At 34.3% G+C, this 19,347-nt stretch carries 20 protein-coding genes and 2 pseudogenes; 20 read left to right on the top strand and 2 right to left on the bottom strand.

From position 1 onward, the window contains the following. The first annotated feature begins 25 nt into the window (after positions 1-25). The 20 genes and pseudogenes from ACPWTF_RS04880 (at position 26) to ACPWTF_RS04785 (ending at position 17,030) form a co-directional block, all read left to right on the top strand. On the top strand, positions 26-1,501 hold the full coding sequence (locus ACPWTF_RS04880; RefSeq protein WP_427874639.1) for an MFS transporter: 1,476 nt from the start codon (positions 26-28) through the stop codon (positions 1,499-1,501). 19 nt (positions 1,502-1,520) lie between these two features. Beyond that, positions 1,521-2,666 (top strand): magnesium transporter MgtE N-terminal domain-containing protein, encoded by a 1,146-nt coding sequence (locus ACPWTF_RS04875; protein WP_427874638.1) that lies wholly within the window; start codon positions 1,521-1,523, stop codon positions 2,664-2,666. A 32-nt stretch (positions 2,667-2,698) separates the two neighbouring features. Beyond that, positions 2,699-3,115 (top strand): hypothetical protein, encoded by a 417-nt coding sequence (locus ACPWTF_RS04870; protein WP_427874637.1) that lies wholly within the window; start codon positions 2,699-2,701, stop codon positions 3,113-3,115. Between the two features lie 29 nt (positions 3,116-3,144). Then, on the top strand, positions 3,145-4,194 hold the full coding sequence (locus ACPWTF_RS04865; RefSeq protein WP_427874636.1) for an MFS transporter: 1,050 nt from the start codon (positions 3,145-3,147) through the stop codon (positions 4,192-4,194). 134 nt (positions 4,195-4,328) lie between these two features. Then, positions 4,329-6,546 (top strand): annotated as a pseudogene (locus ACPWTF_RS04860) (molybdopterin oxidoreductase family protein). A 17-nt stretch (positions 6,547-6,563) separates the two neighbouring features. Further along, the gene (locus ACPWTF_RS04855) at positions 6,564-7,133 is read left to right on the top strand and encodes a 4Fe-4S dicluster domain-containing protein (protein WP_427874634.1); all 570 of its coding nucleotides are present in this window, start codon (positions 6,564-6,566) and stop codon (positions 7,131-7,133) included. A 10-nt stretch (positions 7,134-7,143) separates the two neighbouring features. Further along, a complete protein-coding gene (locus ACPWTF_RS04850; protein ID WP_427874633.1) occupies positions 7,144-7,656 on the top strand; it encodes a Rieske (2Fe-2S) protein in 513 nt (170 codons plus the stop codon). 11 nt (positions 7,657-7,667) lie between these two features. After that, positions 7,668-7,922, top strand: a complete 255-nt coding sequence (locus ACPWTF_RS04845; RefSeq protein WP_379795276.1) for a DUF6755 family protein — start codon at positions 7,668-7,670, stop codon at positions 7,920-7,922. Between the two features lie 163 nt (positions 7,923-8,085). Next, entirely contained in the window at positions 8,086-9,258 is a 1,173-nt protein-coding gene (locus ACPWTF_RS04840; protein ID WP_427874632.1) for a molybdopterin molybdotransferase MoeA, read from the top strand. A gap of 225 nt (positions 9,259-9,483) precedes the next feature. Then, positions 9,484-10,230 carry a sulfite exporter TauE/SafE family protein gene (locus tag ACPWTF_RS04835; RefSeq protein ID WP_427874631.1) on the top strand — a complete coding sequence of 249 codons (747 nt, stop codon included), beginning with the start codon at positions 9,484-9,486 and terminating at the stop codon, positions 10,228-10,230. A gap of 175 nt (positions 10,231-10,405) precedes the next feature. Next, positions 10,406-10,978, top strand: a complete 573-nt coding sequence (locus tag ACPWTF_RS04830) for a molybdenum cofactor guanylyltransferase (RefSeq protein WP_427874630.1) — start codon at positions 10,406-10,408, stop codon at positions 10,976-10,978. Between the two features lie 6 nt (positions 10,979-10,984). Then, positions 10,985-11,773 carry a uroporphyrinogen-III C-methyltransferase gene (gene cobA / locus ACPWTF_RS04825; protein WP_427874629.1) on the top strand — a complete coding sequence of 263 codons (789 nt, stop codon included), beginning with the start codon at positions 10,985-10,987 and terminating at the stop codon, positions 11,771-11,773. A gap of 2 nt (positions 11,774-11,775) precedes the next feature. Continuing rightward, complete coding sequence (locus ACPWTF_RS04820) at positions 11,776-12,015, top strand: MoaD/ThiS family protein (protein WP_427874628.1); 240 nt, start codon at positions 11,776-11,778, stop codon at positions 12,013-12,015. Positions 12,016-12,026: 11 nt separating this feature from the next. After that, positions 12,027-12,664 (top strand): annotated as a pseudogene (locus ACPWTF_RS04815) (HesA/MoeB/ThiF family protein); the annotation flags it as partial. After that, entirely contained in the window at positions 12,638-13,099 is a 462-nt protein-coding gene (locus tag ACPWTF_RS04810; protein WP_427875731.1) for a rhodanese-like domain-containing protein, read from the top strand. The pseudogene ACPWTF_RS04815 and the gene ACPWTF_RS04810, both read left to right, overlap by 27 nt. Before the next feature lie 21 nt (positions 13,100-13,120). After that, positions 13,121-13,474: a lysozyme inhibitor LprI family protein gene (locus ACPWTF_RS04805; protein ID WP_427874627.1), complete on the top strand. Its 354-nt coding sequence runs from the start codon at positions 13,121-13,123 to the stop codon at positions 13,472-13,474. A gap of 23 nt (positions 13,475-13,497) precedes the next feature. Further along, a complete protein-coding gene (locus tag ACPWTF_RS04800; protein ID WP_035648088.1) occupies positions 13,498-13,929 on the top strand; it encodes a molybdenum cofactor biosynthesis protein MoaE in 432 nt (143 codons plus the stop codon). Positions 13,930-13,938: 9 nt separating this feature from the next. After that, a complete protein-coding gene (gene moaCB / locus ACPWTF_RS04795; protein WP_427874626.1) occupies positions 13,939-14,853 on the top strand; it encodes a bifunctional molybdenum cofactor biosynthesis protein MoaC/MoaB in 915 nt (304 codons plus the stop codon). Further along, complete coding sequence (gene moaA, locus ACPWTF_RS04790) at positions 14,840-15,847, top strand: GTP 3',8-cyclase MoaA (protein ID WP_427874625.1); 1,008 nt, start codon at positions 14,840-14,842, stop codon at positions 15,845-15,847. Before moaCB ends, moaA begins: the two co-directional genes overlap by 14 nt. Positions 15,848-16,055: 208 nt before the next feature. Then, positions 16,056-17,030 (top strand): integrase core domain-containing protein, encoded by a 975-nt coding sequence (locus tag ACPWTF_RS04785; RefSeq protein WP_427874255.1) that lies wholly within the window; start codon positions 16,056-16,058, stop codon positions 17,028-17,030. Positions 17,031-17,121: 91 nt separating this feature from the next. Here the strand turns inward: ACPWTF_RS04785 and ACPWTF_RS04780 are convergent, their stop codons facing one another. After that, positions 17,122-17,730: a hypothetical protein gene (locus ACPWTF_RS04780; protein ID WP_427874624.1), complete on the bottom strand. Its 609-nt coding sequence runs from the start codon at positions 17,728-17,730 to the stop codon at positions 17,122-17,124. 131 nt (positions 17,731-17,861) lie between these two features. Next, complete coding sequence (locus tag ACPWTF_RS04775; RefSeq protein WP_427874623.1) at positions 17,862-19,292, bottom strand: rubredoxin; 1,431 nt, start codon at positions 19,290-19,292, stop codon at positions 17,862-17,864. Positions 19,293-19,347 lie beyond the last annotated feature (55 nt).

Raw genomic sequence — 19,347 nt, 5'->3', positions numbered from 1 at the left:
TCTAAATCAAAGTAATTTTCTATTTATGGGTAATCTATCTCAGTCTCACAGAATTTTATTCCTTAACACACTTGCTTTTACAATTTGTTTTGCTTGTTGGACTTTAAACGGCGTTTTGATTACTTTTTTGGCTGATAAGGGAATATTTAATTTCACTGTTGTAGAAATTGGTTGGCTTTTAGGAATTCCAATTCTTTCAGGCTCTATATTCAGACTTCCAATCGGGATTTTAACGGATAAATATGGAGGGAAAGTTATTTTTTCTGCTTTATTATTACTTTGTTCAATTCCACTTTTTTTAATGCCGTTTGCAGATTCTTTCTGGACTTTTGCCATTCTTAGTTTTTTCTTTGGCTTAGTGGGAACAAGTTTTGCTGTCGGAATAGGTTATACCTCAATTTGGTATCCTAAAGAATGGCAAGGCAGGGCTTTAGGGATTTTCGGAATGGGAAATGCAGGCGCTGCAGTGACTACTTTTATAGCGCCAACCTTATTAAATACTTTATCAGAAGATGATCCTACTAATGGCTGGAAAATGCTTCCTGTTATTTACGGAGTAACATTAGTGCTTGTAGGAATCCTGTTTATTGTTTTTGCTAAAAACAAAACCAATCAGGTAGTATCAAAAACTATTGGCGAACTAATGTCGCCCCTTAAAAAAGCCAGAGTCTGGAGATTCGGTGCCTATTACTTCTTAGTTTTCGGATTTTTTGTTGCCTATTCGCAATGGCTTCTTCCAAACTTTGTGAATGTGTACGGTACAAGTTTAGTCTTGGGAGGAATGTTTGCCACAATGTTCAGTTTGCCGTCTGGCGTAATCAGAGCTCTAGGAGGCTATCTATCAGATAAATTCGGAGCCCGAAAAGTGATGTATTGGGTTTTAGGATCTTCAATAGTAATTAGCTTTTTGTTGATGTTTCCAAAGATGGAAATCATTACTGCTGGTCATGGCGTTATGTCTCTTACCAACGGAACAGTTACAGAAATTACTGCAAATAAAATAATTGTAAACGGAAAAAAACATCAAATCAACAGTAAAAAAGATTTAGAAACTAACGGCGAATCTTCTGTTTTTCCTGTAAAGAAATCATGGCAAGAAATTGTTGTAGAGCAAAATCAGGAGGTTAAAAAGAAAGAATTATTAGCTCATGGAATTACGCAAATTAATTTCAGTGCCAATCTTTGGGTTTATCTCGTTTTGGTAATCCTGATCGGCATTTCTTGGGGAATTGGTAAAGCAGCAGTCTACAAACACATTCCAGAGTATTTTCCAAATGAAGTGGGTGTAGTAGGCGGAATGGTTGGTTTAATAGGAGGTTTAGGAGGGTTTTTAGGTCCCATAATCTTTGGATATCTCCTCAATTATACCGGACTCTGGACTAGTTCATGGATTTTCATATTTCTAGTTTCTGTGCTTTGTCTGGTATGGATGCACCGCACAATCATAAAAGCTATGAGAACAAAATCACCAAATTTTGTAAGACAAATAGAGGATAATTAATAATTTAAATAAAATAAAGATGAAAACTTGGTTAGAAAAATGGAACCCAGAAGATGAAGCATATTGGAATTCTGACGGAAGTAAAATAGCATGGAGAACTTTAATTATAACAACAATTACTTTAACATTATCATTTGCTTCGTGGTTTATGATGAGTGTTATTGCAGTAAAATTGCCAGGATTAGGATTTAGTTTTTCTAAAGATCAGCTTTTTTGGCTAACAGCAATTCCTGGATTAGCGGCAGGGTTATTAAGAATTATTCACACCTTTCTGCTTCCAATATTTGGAACTCGTCATATTGTATCTTTTGCGACAGCAATTAAATTAATTCCCGTAATCGGAATTGGTTTTGCAATTATGAATGTAAATACGCCATTTTGGGTTTTTGCAGTTTTAGCATTTACTACAGGTTTTGGTGGAGGAGATTTTTCTTCTTATATGCCAAGTACAAGTTTGTTTTTTCCGCAAAGATTAAAAGGAACTGCTCTTGGAATTCAGGCAGGAATTGGAAACTTTGGAGTTTCTCTTGCACAGTTTGTTACGCCTTTAGTAATTAGTGTCGGAATTTTTGGAGCCTCAACGGTATTTACGAGTATTGACCCAAAAGAAACCATAACGGTATTTAAAAATTCATCAGTGCAGAAACAAAAAGAAGTTTTTGCTTCTTTAGATACTGAAGTACAGGCTCGAATCTTATCTAATGTGAAAAAGAATATTGTAGATTCTGTTAGTACGGCAGTTAATTCTCAAGATAATTCAGTTATTTTTTCGTCACTTCCGCTTAAGGCTAAAGCAAAAGCAATTGCAAACGCTAACCCAAAATTAGCCGAAAAAGTACTGAACGATTTAAGCCCAGAAAATTCGGCAGTTAAAAACAAACCAATTTATCTGCAATCTGCTGCATTTTGGTTTGCGCCATTTTTAATACTTATGGCATTTGTAAGCTGGTTTTATTTGAGAAGTATTCCAATGAAAGCTTCTGTAAAAGAGCAATTAGATATTTTTTCGAATAAACATACCTGGTACTGTACAATTACTTATGTAATGACTTTTGGGACATTTGCCGGTTTGTCAGCAGCATTTCCTCTTATGATTAAATTTTTATACGGAGATTTTCCCAATGCACCAGATCCTTTGGTATATGCATTTTATCGTTCATCTTAATTGGTTCTGCTAGCAGAATAGCTTTCGGTTTTGTGGCCGACAAAGTTGGAGGTGCTATATTAACGACTATAACAGGCTTAGGAATTTTAGCAGGATCAATACTTTTAGTAACACAAGGTTTGGTAGCGCCGACAAGTATGGATCAGTTTCCGCTTTTTGTAACTGTAATTTTAGGTATGTTCTTTTTTACAGGTATTGGAAACGCAGGAACATTTAGACAATATCCAATTATTTTTAAAGAAAACCCGCGTCAGGCCGCAGGAGTAATTGGCTGGACGGCTGCTATTGCTGCTTTTGGACCTTTTATATTCTCTAAGTTAATAGGCAATAATATTTCAGCAAATGGTACTGTAAATCAATTTTTTATAGGTGTCTGTCTTTTTACCCTTCTAGCTACAGCTATCAACTGGTGGTTCTACAACCGTAAAAATTGCGAAAAACCAAGTTAAATAAGTAATCAATAAATTTTTAGTTAGTGATGAATAACAAAACATATAATACCAAAGCTTTACTGGTTGCTTCGGCTGTTTCTATACTTACAGTTGTGTTTGTATTTTATGGTTCGAGAGAATTACAAAATTTTGATGCAGCACTTGTAACATACCTTTTTGGAACGATATTCGCCTTCTTCGGAATCGTTTACAGATACACCGTTTGGCTGCAGCGTCCTCCAACATGGATGTACTTTAAACGAAGTATAAAATTTCTATTTACCGGAAAAGTATTTTCTCATTTATGGTTTTTAGGAAAAGAATCAGTGCAGAATATTGTCGTTCAGAAATTTATTTATCCGAGAAGTAAATATCGCTGGTTTGCGCATTTTTGTATTGCATTAGGTTGTCTGTCAGCTTTTGCCATTACAATACCGCTTACATTTGGATGGATCCATTTTACATTGGCTCCTAATTCTATTTCGATTTATGAAGCACATTTTTTTGGATTTAAAATGATGGATTTTGAAATAGGATCGTTTCTTGCATTCTTAATATTTCATGCCTTAAACTGGTCTTCATGGCTTGTAATTATTGGCTCGGTTTATTATTTAAGAAGAAGATTAACCAATCCGGGATTAATTGCAACACAAACTTTTGAAGGCGATTTACTACCTCTAATTTTATTGATTGCAATTTCAGTAACGGGTTTATGTCTGACGTATTCTTATCAGTTTATGAAAGGATTTGCTTATGACTTCTTAGCTGTAATTCATGCTGTAACGGTTATCATGTTTTTGATTTGGATTCCCTTTGGAAAATTCTTCCACATTATTCAGCGTCCGGCACAAATTGGTGCACACATTTACAAACAGGAAGGCATTAAAAAAGGAATGGCCGTTTGTCCGCATACAGGAGAAGAGTTCGCAACAAAACTTCATATTGATGATTTAAAAATCGTGACCAATCAGTTGGGATTTGATTTTACACATGAAGATGGAACTTCTCATCTCGATTTAAGTCCAGAAGGTAAAAGATCACGATTAGCTCAGGCACATTTAAAAGCCAGATCGCAGGGCGGTAAGTTATTTGGATAATTTTTAAAGTCTCAGTCTCAGTTTGCAGAACTGAACTGTGTGATAAAATGAAAATATTAAAAAAAAAAGTAAACAGTCATAGTTTTTAGTTTAGAACTGAAAACTGCGACTGAAAACTGAAAACTTAAAAAAAAATGGCAAAATTACCAGTATCAGCAGAAAAAATAATAGAAGTTTTCGGAACCTCATAAAAATTACGCGCCTCTTGACGGTTATGAAGGAAGAGATGAACCAGATGAGGTTGTAAAAACACATTGTTGTTTTTGCGGAATGCAGTGCGGTATTCAATTATTAGTTAAAGAAAATAAGGTGGTTGGTTTTGAACCTTGGATGGAATTTCCTTTTAACGAAGGTCGTTTGTGTCCAAAAGGTGTACAACGTTATCTTCAGAACAATCACCCTGACCGACTTTTACATCCTATACAAAGAGTTGAAGGAAAAGGTTTTGAAAAAATATCATGGGATGATGCAATGGATAAAACTGTTGCGGAAATAAAACGAATTCAGGAAAAATATGGAAAAGATGCTTTTTCAATGCTTTCAGGAGTATCACTGAGTAACGAAAAAAGTTATTTGGTCGGAAAATTTGCCCGAGTAGCCCTTAAAACAAAGAATTTGGATTATAATGGAAGACTTTGCATGGTGAGCGCTGGTGCGGGCAATAAAAAAGCTTTTGGTTTAGATCGTGCTTCAAATAATTATTCAGATCTCGAATATGCCGAAGTTATTATTGTGACTGGAGCAAATATCAGTGAAACTTTTCCAACATTAACACACTGGATTTGGAAAGCAAGAGACCGTGGTGCCAAACTAATTGTGATTGATCCAAGAATGATTCCGCTAGCCAGAACAGCAGATATTCATTTGGATATAAGACCCGGAACAGATTCTGCTTTGTATGGTGCCATGTTGAAATACTTGGTAGATCATGACATGCTAGATCATGATTTTATAGATAATTACACATCAGGTTTTCAGGAAACAATAGACGCTGTGAAAGATTATACATTAGAATGGGCAGAGGAAATAACAGGCATTGATAAAAACAAAATTAAGGAAGCAGCAGAATTATGGGGTAAAGCTAAGACAAGTTTTTTACTTCATGCGCGAGGCATCGAGCAGCATTCTAAAGGAGTAGATAATGTGGTCGGGTGTATCAATTTAGTTTTGGCTACAGGAAGAATTGGAAGACCTTATTGCGGATATGGAACAATAACCGGACAAGGAAATGGACAGGGAGGAAGAGAACACGGTCATAAATGCGACCAGTTGCCAGGGAATCGAGATATAGAAAACCCAGAACATCGCAAATACATTGCTGGAGTATGGGGGATTGATGAGAGAGATATGCCTGGAAAAGGACTTTCGGCTTATGAAATAATTGATGCTATTCATAGAGGAGAAATCAAAGGTTTGCTTTCAATTTGTTTTAATCCATTAGTTTCTCTTCCAAATAATAGTTATGTGCGAGAAGCGCTGGAAAAGTTAGAGTTTTATGTTTGTATCGATTTCTTTTTAAATGAAACTGCCCGCCATGCCGATATTGTTTTGGCAGGTTCTTTACAGGAAGAAGAAGAAGGAACCACAACTTCTGCAGAAGGGCGTGTTATAAGAGTTAGACAAGCTGTAACGCCTTCAGGAGAAGCACGAACAGATACTTCTATACTATTAGAAATTGCCAAAAGACTGGGAGAGGAAGATAAATTTACCTATGACAATAGCGAAGCCATTTTTAATGAACTTCGCGTGGCTTCGAAAGGAGGTACAGCAGATTATTTCGGAATTTCTTATAAAAAAGTAGAAGATAATATGGGAGTTTTTTGGCCATGCCCGACAGAAGACCATCCAGGAACTCCAAGGCTATGGGAAGATAAAAAGTTTAAAACTCCAGATGGGAAAGCGCATTTTAACCCAGCACCCTATAGATTGCCAAGTGAAGTGACAGATAATGCATATCCGATTACTTTGACTACTGGGCGAGTGGTTTCTCAATATTTAAGCGGAACGCAAACCCGTAGAATTGGAAAATTAGTAGATCAATTTCCTGAGCCATTTGTAGAAATTCATCCAGATCTGGCAGCAAAATACGGAATAAAACAAAGAGAATTAGTGAAGGTATCAACAAGAAGAGGAGAAGGAATTTTTCCAGCAAATATTGTAGAAACAATTAGACAGGATACTGTTTTTGTACCGTATCATTGGCCAGGACTAAAATCAGCAAATCAATTAACTATTGCTACGCTAGATCCTGTTTCTAAAATGCCTGAATTTAAAGTTTGTGCGTGCCAATTGGAACCACTGGGAACAATGGCTCCGCCTTCTAACGAATCTGATGCATATGCAAGCGTTTAATCTGTAAAAAAGAACTTATGAATTTAACCAATTTTAATACCAGCGAGGAATTTTTTGTAGATATGCAACGTTGCATTGGCTGTAAAGCCTGTGAAATGGCCTGTGCTGAATGTGAAACAAATGGTCAGCAAACTTTGATCAGTGTAAATTATGTTGATCGTGCTGCCACAATTCAAACCACAGTGCAGGTTTGTATGCATTGCGAAGATCCGGTTTGTGCCAATGTTTGTCCTGCAGATGCCATTTCTCAGGACGAATTTGGAGTCGTGCACACCGCCAATACAGAAAGATGTATAGGCTGCTCAAATTGTGTAATGGCCTGTCCTTTTGGTGTTCCAAAAAAAGTCGAAGAATACGATTTGATGATGAAATGTACAATGTGTTACGACAGAACAAGCGTGGGCAAAAAGCCAATGTGTGCAACCGTCTGTCCAAGTGGGGCTTTGTTTTACGGAACAAGAAATGAAATAGAAGAAATGAGACCCAATAGCGCACCAATTAATAATTTCATTTTTGGCAAAGAGAAAGTTAAGACTAAAGTCAACATTATGATGCCAAAAGGAAGTACAGAATTAAGAATTTATTAAATATCGAGTCATGTCTAAAGAAGATAACTTAAATCAAAACTGGAAAAAAGATTTTCCAATAAAAAAACAAGAATCAACTCAAGTCAGCCGACGCGATTTTGCTAAATTTTTAACTTTTGTTTCTGGCGGATTAATGGTTGGAAGTGGTTTTGTAACTGCAAAAGCATTTTTATTGCCAAAAGAAGAAGTTCAGGGCGAGCATTTTATTTGCAATAAAGAAGATGTTCCTGTAGGTGGTACAAGAGGTTTTGTTTTGGAAGGAAGTACGATTCCGTATATTTTGATTCACTTAGAAAATGGTGAGTTTAAAGCATACGAACAAAAGTGTACACATCTTTCTTGTTCCGTATTCTACAAGCCCGGAACTGGGATTATACATTGTCCTTGTCACGAAGGTTCATTTGATGCCATGACGGGAGACGTAATCGCAGGACCACCGCCAAGAGCTTTGCCACAATTAGAAGTGGTTTTTAAAGAAAATGCTGTTTTTGTGAAAGCATTTATTGAGAAAAAGGATAGCTAAAAAATAAAGATATGAGTAATTTTAGAACAGGCCAGAACAATTCAAACCCAAATAAGTTGAATAATATACTTTCAACACTTATATTTATTTTAATTTTAAACGTCAGTATACAAATATGGCTTTTGTATGCTTCTCTAAATAATGCATTAGATAACAATAAAGAAATTTTAATACCAGCATTTATCGCTTCGGCAATCCTGTTTCTTATTGGTTTTTCATGGTTGTATTATCTTCCTAAAGGAAATTTCAAAAAAGAAAGAAAATAAAATCCTTAATTTCTTAAAGATATTTTGGTTTTTTCTAAATCAATTAACGGTAAATGCATTAAATTTATATTTTTTAAAAGAATTAAGATTATTAATAATTCAAACTAAGTAAAAGTACTTATATTTGTGATAAGTATTTTTTGCTTTTTAATACATACCGATAATGATTAAAGTTGAAGAAGCCATAGCAATTATTGAAGCGAATAGTACTAAAATGCCTTTGAAAAGTATTCCTGTCAGCAAAGCACTGGGATATGTTTTAGCAGAAAAAGTAATTTCGCCAATCAATATGCCACCATTTCGCCAATCGGCTATGGACGGATACGCATTTAAGCACGGCATTCGACATCAATATGATATTGTTGGTATTTCGCAAGCTGGAGATCATTCCAATTTCAAATTGAAACCGACAGAAGCTGTTCGTATTTTTACTGGTGCTTATGTTCCTAATGATGCAGATACCGTGGTTATGCAGGAACATGTCATGGCAAGCGAAGATTCAATTTTGATTGCAAAAATGCCAGAAGCATTTGCCAATGTAAGAAACAAGGGCGAACAGATTAAAGCAAATGATGTTGTTTTTGAAGCTAATACGTTGATTACGCCGGCGGCAATTGGTTTTTTAGCGTGTTTAGGAATTACAGAAATAACAGTTTATAAGAAACCAAAAGTGGCTATTTTAGTCACAGGAAATGAGTTAGTAAAACCAGGAAAAAAACTTTCAAAAGGTAAAATTTACGAAAGTAACTCTTTAATGCTTCAAGCTGCACTACAGACCATTGGAATTAATAAAATTAAAGTTCATACTGTTAAAGACAATTTAAAAGCAACAAAAAAAGCATTGCAGTCCATTCTGAAAAAGAATGATATTGTGCTTATATCTGGCGGAATTTCTGTTGGGGATTATGATTTTGTAAAAGAAGCATTGTTGAAAAATGGAGTAGAAGAGCTTTTTTACAAGATTAATCAAAAACCTGGAAAACCAATGTTTTTTGGTTCTAAAAAAGATACTTTGATTTTTGCGCTTCCTGGAAACCCCGCTTCGTCTCTGACAAATTTTTATATTTATGTATATTCAGCAGTCAAAAACCGAATGGGATTTTCTAATACACATTTGTCAAAGATTGTTCGAAAATTAGACAACGATATCATAAATAACACAGGAAAAACACTTTTCTTAAAGGCATTGTACAATGAAACAAGTGTTGAAATTTTAGATGGACAAAGTTCTGCAATGCTAAATTCTTTTGCTGTAGCGAACGGATTAGTAATGGTTCCAGAAGATGTTGAAAATATCAAAAAAGGCGAGTCGGTGACGATTCTACCAATTGATTAGAGTTTTTTAGATAGAATAAAGAATAAAGAATAAAGAATAAAGAATAAAGAATAAAGAATAAAGAATAAAGAATAAAGAATAAAGAATAAAGAATAAAGAATAAAGAATAAAGAATAAAGAATAAAGAATAAAGATTTTTGCATAAAAAACGAAAAGCGCTATATAAATAAAAACACATAGCAATAAACTTGAAACTTTAAACTTGAAACAAATAAAACAAAATACATGAATCTCCTAACTTCCGAAAATATGCTATTATTCAGTTTTGCCTTAATTATAATAGCATTTTTATATTCAAGTGTAGGGCACGGCGGAGCATCGGGATATTTGGCATTGATGAGCATTTTTGCTTTTCCGGTTTCGGTAATGAAGCCATCGGCTTTGCTGTTGAATTTGTTTGTTTCGAGTATTTCGTTTTTGTTTTATTATAAAAACAATTATTTCAAACCAAAGCTCTTTTACCCGTTTGCCATAGCATCGATTCCAGCGGCGTTTATTGGCGGTTTTATAACCTTAGATAATACGATTTATAAAATTGTTTTAGGAATTGTATTGGTTTTTGCGGCATTGAGATTGTTTGGAGTATTTAATTTTAAAGAAAAAGAAGAAGTAAAAATAAATCTTCCATTTGCTTTGGCAATTGGTTTTGCCATCGGATTATTATCTGGAATGCTAGGAATTGGCGGCGGAATTATATTAAGTCCGATTCTGTTATTTTTAGGATGGGCATCAGTAAAAGAATCGGCAGCAATATCGAGTTTATTCATTTTTGTGAATTCATTTGCGGGAATGATGGGATTCTTTTTAGGAGGAAAAACAATTCCGATGGAAAGTTTCTATCTCGTTCCAATTGCTGTAGTAGGAGGAATGTTAGGAGGTTTTTACGGAAGTGGATCTTTCTCCAACAGAACATTAAAAATGGTATTAGGAACAGTGATTTTAATGGCAAGTGTTAAATTGATTTTTCCTTGAAAATAAAATTGAATTTAACCGCAAAGCACGCAAGGTTTTGTAAAAGCGGTTTTTAAAATAGTAAAGTTCGCAAAGCTTTGCGAACTTAATTTAAAAGTTAAATGAATAAAAAACTTAGCGCACTTTGCGGTAAAAAAAACTCATTGCAACTTAAAAACCTGAAACAAAAAAGACCATGGAAACACTAACAGTATTTATTCTTTGCGGAGGAAAAAGCACCAGAATGCAGTCAGAAAAAGGATTGGTTTTGTTTCAAGATAAACCTTTTATTGAGCATATCATTCAGGCGATTTTGCCTATTACAGATCAAATTAAACTAATTACGGGATCAAAAGAATACGATTATTTACCGTATCAAAAAATACAGGATTTAGTTGTAGACAAAAGGCCGCTGGGAGGAATTTACACCGCTTTATCACATTCTGAAACCGAATTCAATTTGATTTTAAGCTGTGATATTCCGTTAATTTCAACCGAATTATTGCAGGAATTAATTTCAAAACATACGCAAGAAGCAGGAATTACAGTTTTTGCTTCCGAAAGTAAAACCCATCCGTTAATCGGAATTTATTCAAAAAACATTGTTCCAGTTATAAAAGAAGCAATTGATTCTAATGAATTAAAAATGATGGATCTGCTAGCCAAACTGCCGCATCAGATTATCAACATAGAAGAAAGCGAGAACTTTCATTTAACCAATATTAATTCGGCCGACGAGTTAAACGACCTGAATATCAATTTAACTTAAAAGACTATGCGAAATTTAAAAACACCAAAATTGACGATTGTAGGCGCAGGTCCTGGCGACGTTGAATTGATTACTATAAAAGCAATTAAAGCTTTAAAAAGTGCCGATGTGGTTTTGTACGATGCTTTAGTAAACGAAGAATTACTGGAATATGCATCAAATGCAGAAATTGTTTTTGTTGGAAAACGTTTAGGCTGTCATGCCTACACACAAGATCAGATTAACGAATTGATTGTTTCTATGGCAAATCGTTATGGACATGTTGTACGCTTAAAAGGCGGAGATCCGTTTGTTTTTGGAAGAGGAAGTGAAGAAATCGAATTTGCAGAAGATTTCGGAATCGAGACGGCTATTGTCCCTGGAATTTCATCTGCTTTAGGAGTTCCTGCTTCAGTCGGAATCAGTTTGACACAACGTAAAGTTGCCGAAAGCTTTTGGGTTATTACAGGAACGACTTCAGATCATAAATTATCAAAAGATATTTTGTTAGCATCAAAATCGGCCGCAACGGTGGTTATTTTAATGGGAATGCATAAATTAGACGAAATCATTTCGATCTATCAAGAAAACAGAAATGACGATCTACCTATTGCGATTATACAGAATGGAACAAAAAACTCAGAGCAAAAAGTAATTGGAACTATCAATACAATTACTAAATTGGTGGCTGAAAAAAATATATCATCGCCTGCCATTATTGTGATTGGCGAAGTAGTGAGAAATACATCAAGTTGGATTTCGTATTTTCAAGAACACTTTGAAGACGAATTTATTTTTCAGAATTTAAATTTATAAAAATGATCGAGGTTAAATATTTTGGAGCTGTTGCTGAAAAAACAAAATGTGAATTCGAAAAATTATCTTTTTCGGAAGAATTGTCATTGCAGCAATTATTACAGGATTTAAACGAAAGATACGAGTTTGATTTGCTGACTTTCAGCGTTGCTGTAAATCAGAAAATAGTTTCTAAAACTTCAGATTATACTTTACATACTAGTGATATTGTAGCATTATTGCCACCATTTGCCGGAGGCTAAACCAAACCTAAATGAGCGAAACTTCACGATATAACAGACAAATTATTCTTCCTGAAATAGGAGAGGATGGCCAGTACAAATTGCTGAAAGCTAAAGTTTTGGTTATTGGTGCAGGAGGTTTGGGAGCCGCAATTCTGCCTTATTTGGCAGGTGCAGGAGTTGGTGAAATCGGAATTGTTGATGATGATTTTATCGAAATTTCGAACCTTCATAGACAGGTAATTTACAAAAGTTCAGCGGTTGGAAAAAGAAAAGCGGCTGAAGCAAAAGCGATGATTTCAGAACTGAATCCGCTTATTAAAGTGAATGTTTTTGCAGAGAAATTATCAAGTAAAAATGCCATTTCCTTATTTGAAAACTATGATATTATTGTTGATGCAACAGATAATATTGCAATTAAATATTTGATTAATGATGCTTGTCTCGCAACCCATAAACCAATGGTTTACGGATCTATTTTTAGATTTCAAGGACAAGTTTCGGTTTTCAATTATCAAAACGACCAACCTATCGCTGCTTATATCCAGATGAAAATAATAGTGCATTAAATTGTGAAGATGCTGGTGTAATAGGAGTTTCGGTTGGAATTATTGGAATGTTTCAAGCGAATGAAGTCATAAAAATGATTCTAGGAGTTGGAGAAGTTTTAAGCGGAAAGATTCTGGTTTATAATATTTTGAAAAATGAGCAGCAGAAATATGATTTCGAAAAAAGTTCAGAAGTAGAAATGACCAAAGAAGATTTTGAACAGAAATATAATTCATCTGAAAATCAGGTTGAAGAAATAGAATTTGAGCTTATTTTGGATGAAATAGAAAAAGATGAGGTTCTTTTTTTAGATGTTAGAAATGAAGACGAACTACCAAAAATAAATTTGAAAAACAGCCTTCAGATTCCGTTGGTAAATCTAGAAAATGAAATTAAAAAACTGAATTTAAATCAAACTATTTACGTTTTTTGCCAATCTGGAATCAGAAGTAAAATTGCAGCTGAATTGCTTCAAAAACATCAATTTAAAAATGTAAAAAGTATTTCTGATGGTGCTTTAGCGATGAAACAATCATTGCATGAAAAAATCCAGTAAAACTAATTAATAACGGCTACTATGAAAAAAGTTATTTTCGGATTGTTTTTGTTCTTTTGTTTTTCTCAATTTGGGTTTTCACAAACTCATATTGATGCTACTGACGAAACGGAGCTTTATGAAGCTTATGATAAAGCTGATAAAGAATTGAATGAAGTTTATAATCAGCTGAAAAAGAAATTAGGAACAAAAGATCAGACAGCTTTAGTCGTTTCTCAAAAAGACTGGATAAAATTTAGAGATTCAAATTGTAAATTTAAAAGCTATCCAGAAGGTTACGGTGGTGTCATAGCAAATAAAATGTACGCAGATTGTAAAATGCAGCTTACCATTAGCAGAACAAAGGAATTGAAAAGTTTGATGAATGGCTTTTAAAGGCCTTATTAAAAAACATAAAAATGAGTAAAAATGTATTTGTAGAAGGGCCAATTGCTCCTGAATTTATAGCGGAATCGATCGCTAAACATCAATCCAAACATACGATTGGAGCGCATAATATTTTTCTGGGACAAGTCCGTGCCGATGTTATTCACGACAATACCGTCGTAGCAATAGATTATTCGGCGTATACAGACATGGCAAATGAAGCTTTGTATGCAATCCGCGAAAAAGCGTTTGCTAAATTCGATTTAACCTGCATGCACATTTACCACAGTTTAGGCGTTGTAAAAGCGGGCGAAATCTGTCTATTTGTTTTTGTTTCGGCAACACGTCGCAAACAAGTTTATGAAGCTACAGAAGCCATTGTAAACTGGATTAAAACCGATGTTCCGATTTTTGGTAAAGAAATGTTCGAAAACGATACATTCACTTGGAAACAAAATACCTAAAAAATTATAATGGTAGATATTACGCATAAAATAAGCACATTAAGAGTCGCAACTGCAACTGCAATTGTAAAAGTTAGCAAGCAAGAAACAATTGATGCTGTTGTCAACAATTTAGTGCCAAAAGGGAACGTGTTTGAAATGGCAAAAACGGCTGGACTTTTTGCGGTCAAAAATACCCATTTGTCCATTCCAGATTGTCATCCGCTTCCAATTGAATTTACTTCTGTAGAATACAATATCGAAGGTCTAGACATTCATATTATTTTCAAAGTAAAAACCGTTTATAAAACGGGAGTTGAGGTTGAAGCCATGCATGGCGCATCAATTGTAGCGCTTACAATGTATGATATGCTAAAACCAATTGACAAGGAAATCGAAATTTCGACTATCAAATTAATTAATAAAGAAGGCGGAAAATCGTCTTTCAAAAATAAATTCCCGAATGTAATTAAAGCAGCAGTTTTCGTTTGTTCTGATTCGATTTTTGCCGGTGATAAAGAAGATCGTTCTGGAAAAACAATTGTAGAAAAACTGGATTCATACGGAGTTGAAACTTCGCATTACGAAATCATTCCAGATGAATTGGATATTATTCAGGAAAAAACAAAAGCTTTCGCTAAAGAAAATCAGCTGGTTATTTTTACAGGCGGAACTGGATTATCTCCAAGAGATGTTACACCAGAAGCTTTAGAACCATTATTAGAAAGCAGAATTCCAGGAATAGAAGAAGCCATTCGCAATTACGGTCAGCAAAGAATGCCGTATGCAATGCTTTCTAGAAGTGTTGCGGGCACTTTAGGTAAAAGTTTAGTTTTGGCTTTGCCGGGTTCAACAAATGGCGTAAGAGAATCTATGGATGCAGTTTTTCCACACGTAATGCACGTTTTTCATATTTTAAAAGGAAAAAACCATGATAGCCTCTAACACTATTTTGACGGATGGTTTTGGGCGCAAGCATAATTATCTGCGCATTTCGCTGCTGGAAAAATGCAACCTGCGTTGTACATATTGCATGCCGGCGGATGGAATTGCCTTATCTCCAAAAGCGAGTTTAATGACAGCTGATGAGATTTTTGCAATTGCTGAAACTTTCGTGAAAAATGGTGTTGACAAAATAAGATTAACAGGTGGAGAACCTTTGCTGAGAAAGGATTTTCCTGAAATTGTTTCTAAATTATCAGAGCTTGGCATTTCACTTTCCATGACAACAAACGGAATTTTAGTTGATCGTCATATTGATGTCTTAAAGCAGTTTAAAGTAAAAAAAATCAATTTAAGTTTAGATACTTTAGTTGCTTCTAAATTTACTTCTATAACGCTTAGAAACCAGTTTGAAAAGGTAATTGATAATCTGCATTTGCTTTTAAATCATGATTTTCAGGTAAAAGTAAATGTGGTTTTGATGAAAGGTTTTAATGATAACGAAATTGTAGATTTTGTAAAACTGACTCAGTTTCTGCCTATTTCGGTTCGGTTTATTGAATTTATGCCTTTTGCAGGAAACGAGTGGGACAGAAGCAAAATGGTTTCACAACAAGAAATTTTATCTTTAGTTGAAACTCAATTTTCTTCAGAAGAAATTCTGAAATTAGAAGACGAAAAAAACTTCACTTCCAGAAATTATAAAATTAAAGGGTTCCAAGGCGATTTCGGAATTATCAGTTCCATTACAAATCCGTTTTGTGACAGCTGCAACCGCATCCGCTTGACGGCAGACGGAAAAATAAAAAACTGCCTTTTCTCTAATTCAGAAACCGATTTGCTGACGGCGTTTAGAAATGGAGAATCGATTACCGAGTTAATTTCAGAATCCATTCAAAACAAAAAGAAAGTCCGCGCAGGAATGGTTACGATGGATGAAATGGACGATCCTAAAAAACATTTTGACAATCGCAGTATGATTGCGATTGGGGGGTAGGAGTTTTTAGTTATGAATTGTGAGTTATGAGTTATGAGTGACCCATCGTTATAAGTCCTTCGACTTCGCTCAGGATGACATAAGGTTTGTCTGGCTGAGCGAAGTCGAAGCCTTAACCTCCTAGTTTTATCATTTTTATCATAGAAATCAGAATTGTAAAGGTTAGATAATTCGGTAACAAAATTTAACTTTAATAAATTTTGTTGCGATGAGAAATAACAGTCAGGATTCGACATTAGAGAGAAACTATTTAGAGAAATATCGTTTTTTAATAAGAGAATACGAGCAGGTAAAAAACAAGACTCATCCAGTGCATAAAAAAGCAATGGATTTTTACACAGCAAATGATACCTGCCGAAAAAGTTTTTTAAAGTATTATAACCGCTATAAGCAAAGTGGTAAGGCTGTAGATTTATTGCCTCAAAAGCGAGGTCCAAAATATAAAACCAGGCGCCCTTTGCCTTTTATAGAGCAAAAAGTAGTTGAATTAAGAGAAAAAGGAAACAACAAATATGAAATTGTTAGTATCTTAAATCCCAAATTAGGAAAACATACACCATCATATTCTGGAGTTTATAATATTTTAAAACGGCATAAAATAAATAGATTAACTCCGAAGATTAAAAAGAATCATCAGAAAATAATCAAAGAAAGAATGGGACAGCTGGGTCATATTGATTGCCATTACTTAAGTAAAAGCATAATTCGCGGAGAAAACAAAAAACTGTATTTAGTCTGTGTAATTGATGATTACAGCCGGATTGCCTGGGCAGAATTGGTTCCCGATATAACCAGTTTAACCGTAATGTTTGCTTCATTAAAATGCTTAAATATTCTAAGCAGCCATTATGAAATAAAATTTGAAGAGTTATTATCTGACAATGGAGCTGAATTTGGAATTAAAACAAGCAAGGTAAAAAATCAGCATCCTTTTGAAAGAATGCTTATGGAACTTGGGATCGTACACAGATACACCAGACCTTACCGTCCGCAGACAAATGGTAAAGTAGAGCGATTTTGGAGAACTCTGGAAGAGGATTTATTACGAGATACTGACTTTGATTCTCAAGAAGAACTAAAAGAGGAACTGCTGCAATATTTATATTATTACAATCATGAAAGACCACATCAGGGAATTGATGGAAAAAAGCCAATTGAAATGATAAATACGTTACCGAAATAAGTAACTTTTACAAGAATGACAAACTGTATGTGACATTGCTAATGAAAATAAAAAAAGGTTTAACTTTTTTAAAGTCAAACCTTTCTCAAAATTATTTTTTCTTTTTAGCTTTTGTCTTTTTCTGTGCTTTCGCTTTTTTATCAGCAATTTTCTTAGCTTTCGCTTTTTTAGCCTTTTCTTTTTTCTTTTCGGCTGCTTTTAGTTTTGCTTTTTTCTCTTTTTCTAATTTTTTGATAACAGCTTTAATCGCTTTTTCTCTTTTCTTTTCTTTCTCTTTTTTTGCTTTAAGTTTAGCTTTTAGCTTTGATTTTATGTCATTTTTCTCTTTGCCAATTTTTTCAACAGTTACAACAGGTTTGCTTTCTGCAACGTCATTGGTTTTAATTTCTACAATCTCAGAAACGATAGGTTCTGTTTTTGCAGATGTTGTTGCAGTTTTTTTTACCGTAGCTCTTGGTGCTGTTTTAGAAGCTGCTCTTACAGGTGTTTTTGCAGCAGTTTTAACAGTCGCTGCGGGTGCTTTTGCAGCAGCTGTTCTTGTTGTAGCTGTTTTTGCAGTTGCTGGTTTTACTGCAGTCCTAGTAGTTCTTTTAATTGTTGTCTTAGTTTCTGGTTGTATTTCTGTAGTGCTTTCTACAGCTGTTTCTGCCGGAACATCGGCAGCTTTATCAGCAGAAGATTGTGTTGTTCTTTTTATCATAACTGTATTTTTTATTGAATAAATAGATCTTAACCAAGTGGTTTTAAAGCTTTTGAAGTATAATGCTTTAACGTAAATTCTTAGTTAAGCTAAATATACGCAATTTTTAAATACAGAAATAGTAGAACTTATTAATTTTCAACTGTTTCCAAAATTCTAAAATTGCTTTTTGGTGCTTCACAAAGAGAACAGCAATACGTTTCTGGAAGATTTTCAAACAAAAGACCTTTTGGAATTCCCTGAGTTTCGTCTCCATATTCTGAATTATAAAGCGTTAAGCATTCCTGACATTGGTAAATATCCTGTTGTGGTTTTTCTTTTTTCTGTTGTTTTTCGGTGGTTTCAGATGTTGTGTTTCCTAGCTCTTCAAAATATTTTCGGCTTAATTCAATTAAAATAGTTGGCAGTTCGAGCTTATCAATATCTTGTGAATGCACGATATATTCGCGAGTATTTGGATCGAAATTCTTGGCGAACAATACATTATAAGTATCTCTGATTTTGATCGATTCTAAAGCTATAGGAAGTTCATTTTTTTCGATGACAATCGAAGTAAAATAATGCCCGTCACGATTGTATTCTGAAATTCCAAAGTTCAATCCGTAAGTACTGATGTCGAATTGATCTAATGTTCTAACCAAAAAAGTTTTTAGATTTAAAGCCCATTCCATCGCAACGGGTAAGTGCCAGTTCAATTCTAATAGCGAATGTCGAACATTGATGCCGCGTTTTCCTAAGAATTTTTCCCATTCTAGTTTTCGGTCTTTCGGGATTCCTTTTATAATAAAAGATTTCCAAGGCGTAATACAGATTTTCCCGATTTTGCACTCAAAACACAAATCGCACATTTCTTTCAGAAAATCTAAATCGTATAAATTATTTCTCCAGTATAATCCCAGCCAATATTGATCAATTCCCATTCTGTTCATTCCTTCGTAATAAGGAAATGGGTAAAAAGGAATATTTAATGGTTTATCGATTGTTCTGTTATTAGTGTCTACAGCTTCGCTGACCAAAGTGAAAAGCAGTTCGATGTCAATTGCATCCTCTTCTGAAATTTTTTCGATTTCGTAGTAAATCTTAGCCAAATCCCAACTGTAAATCAAAACAGGATACACTTCTATTTTTTCCCATTTTGGAAGGCGAATGTATAAATACCAATAATCTTCATGTTCTGAAGCAATGAAATTCAAATGACCTGTAAACAAAGGGACTAATTGCTGCTTCGGATCGGTTATATTAACTTTTAATTTTGGCTGTTCTTTAAATTCTTCCAAAATATATAAAAATCTATTTCCAGTAAGCCAATTGGTATTTCTGAAAATGTCTGTCGAAACATAAGAAGAAACAATATTGTTACCACTTTTTTGATCTGGAAAAACAAAATGATGTTTTCCTAAAGTGGTTTTATCCAAAGATTTAAATCCTTTCGGAAAAATAATATCTTGTCTAGAACCAAACGAAATTGAATCCAAACCTTCTTCTAAAGCGATGTTTACAACTTCCCTAAGTTCTCCTGGCGAAATAACGCCTCCTTTTACTATTAATCTAGTTAGTTCCATTTTTTCTTTTTGTTTCAGGTTTTCTTTGTTTCTGGTTTCAAGTTGCTTTATTTTG

This window comes from Flavobacterium sp. MMS24-S5, assembly GCF_050320125.1.
Classification (GTDB): domain Bacteria; phylum Bacteroidota; class Bacteroidia; order Flavobacteriales; family Flavobacteriaceae; genus Flavobacterium; species Flavobacterium tyrosinilyticum.
The sequence above is the reverse complement of the archived record's forward strand: the minus strand, read 5'-3'. Positions and strand labels throughout refer to the sequence as shown.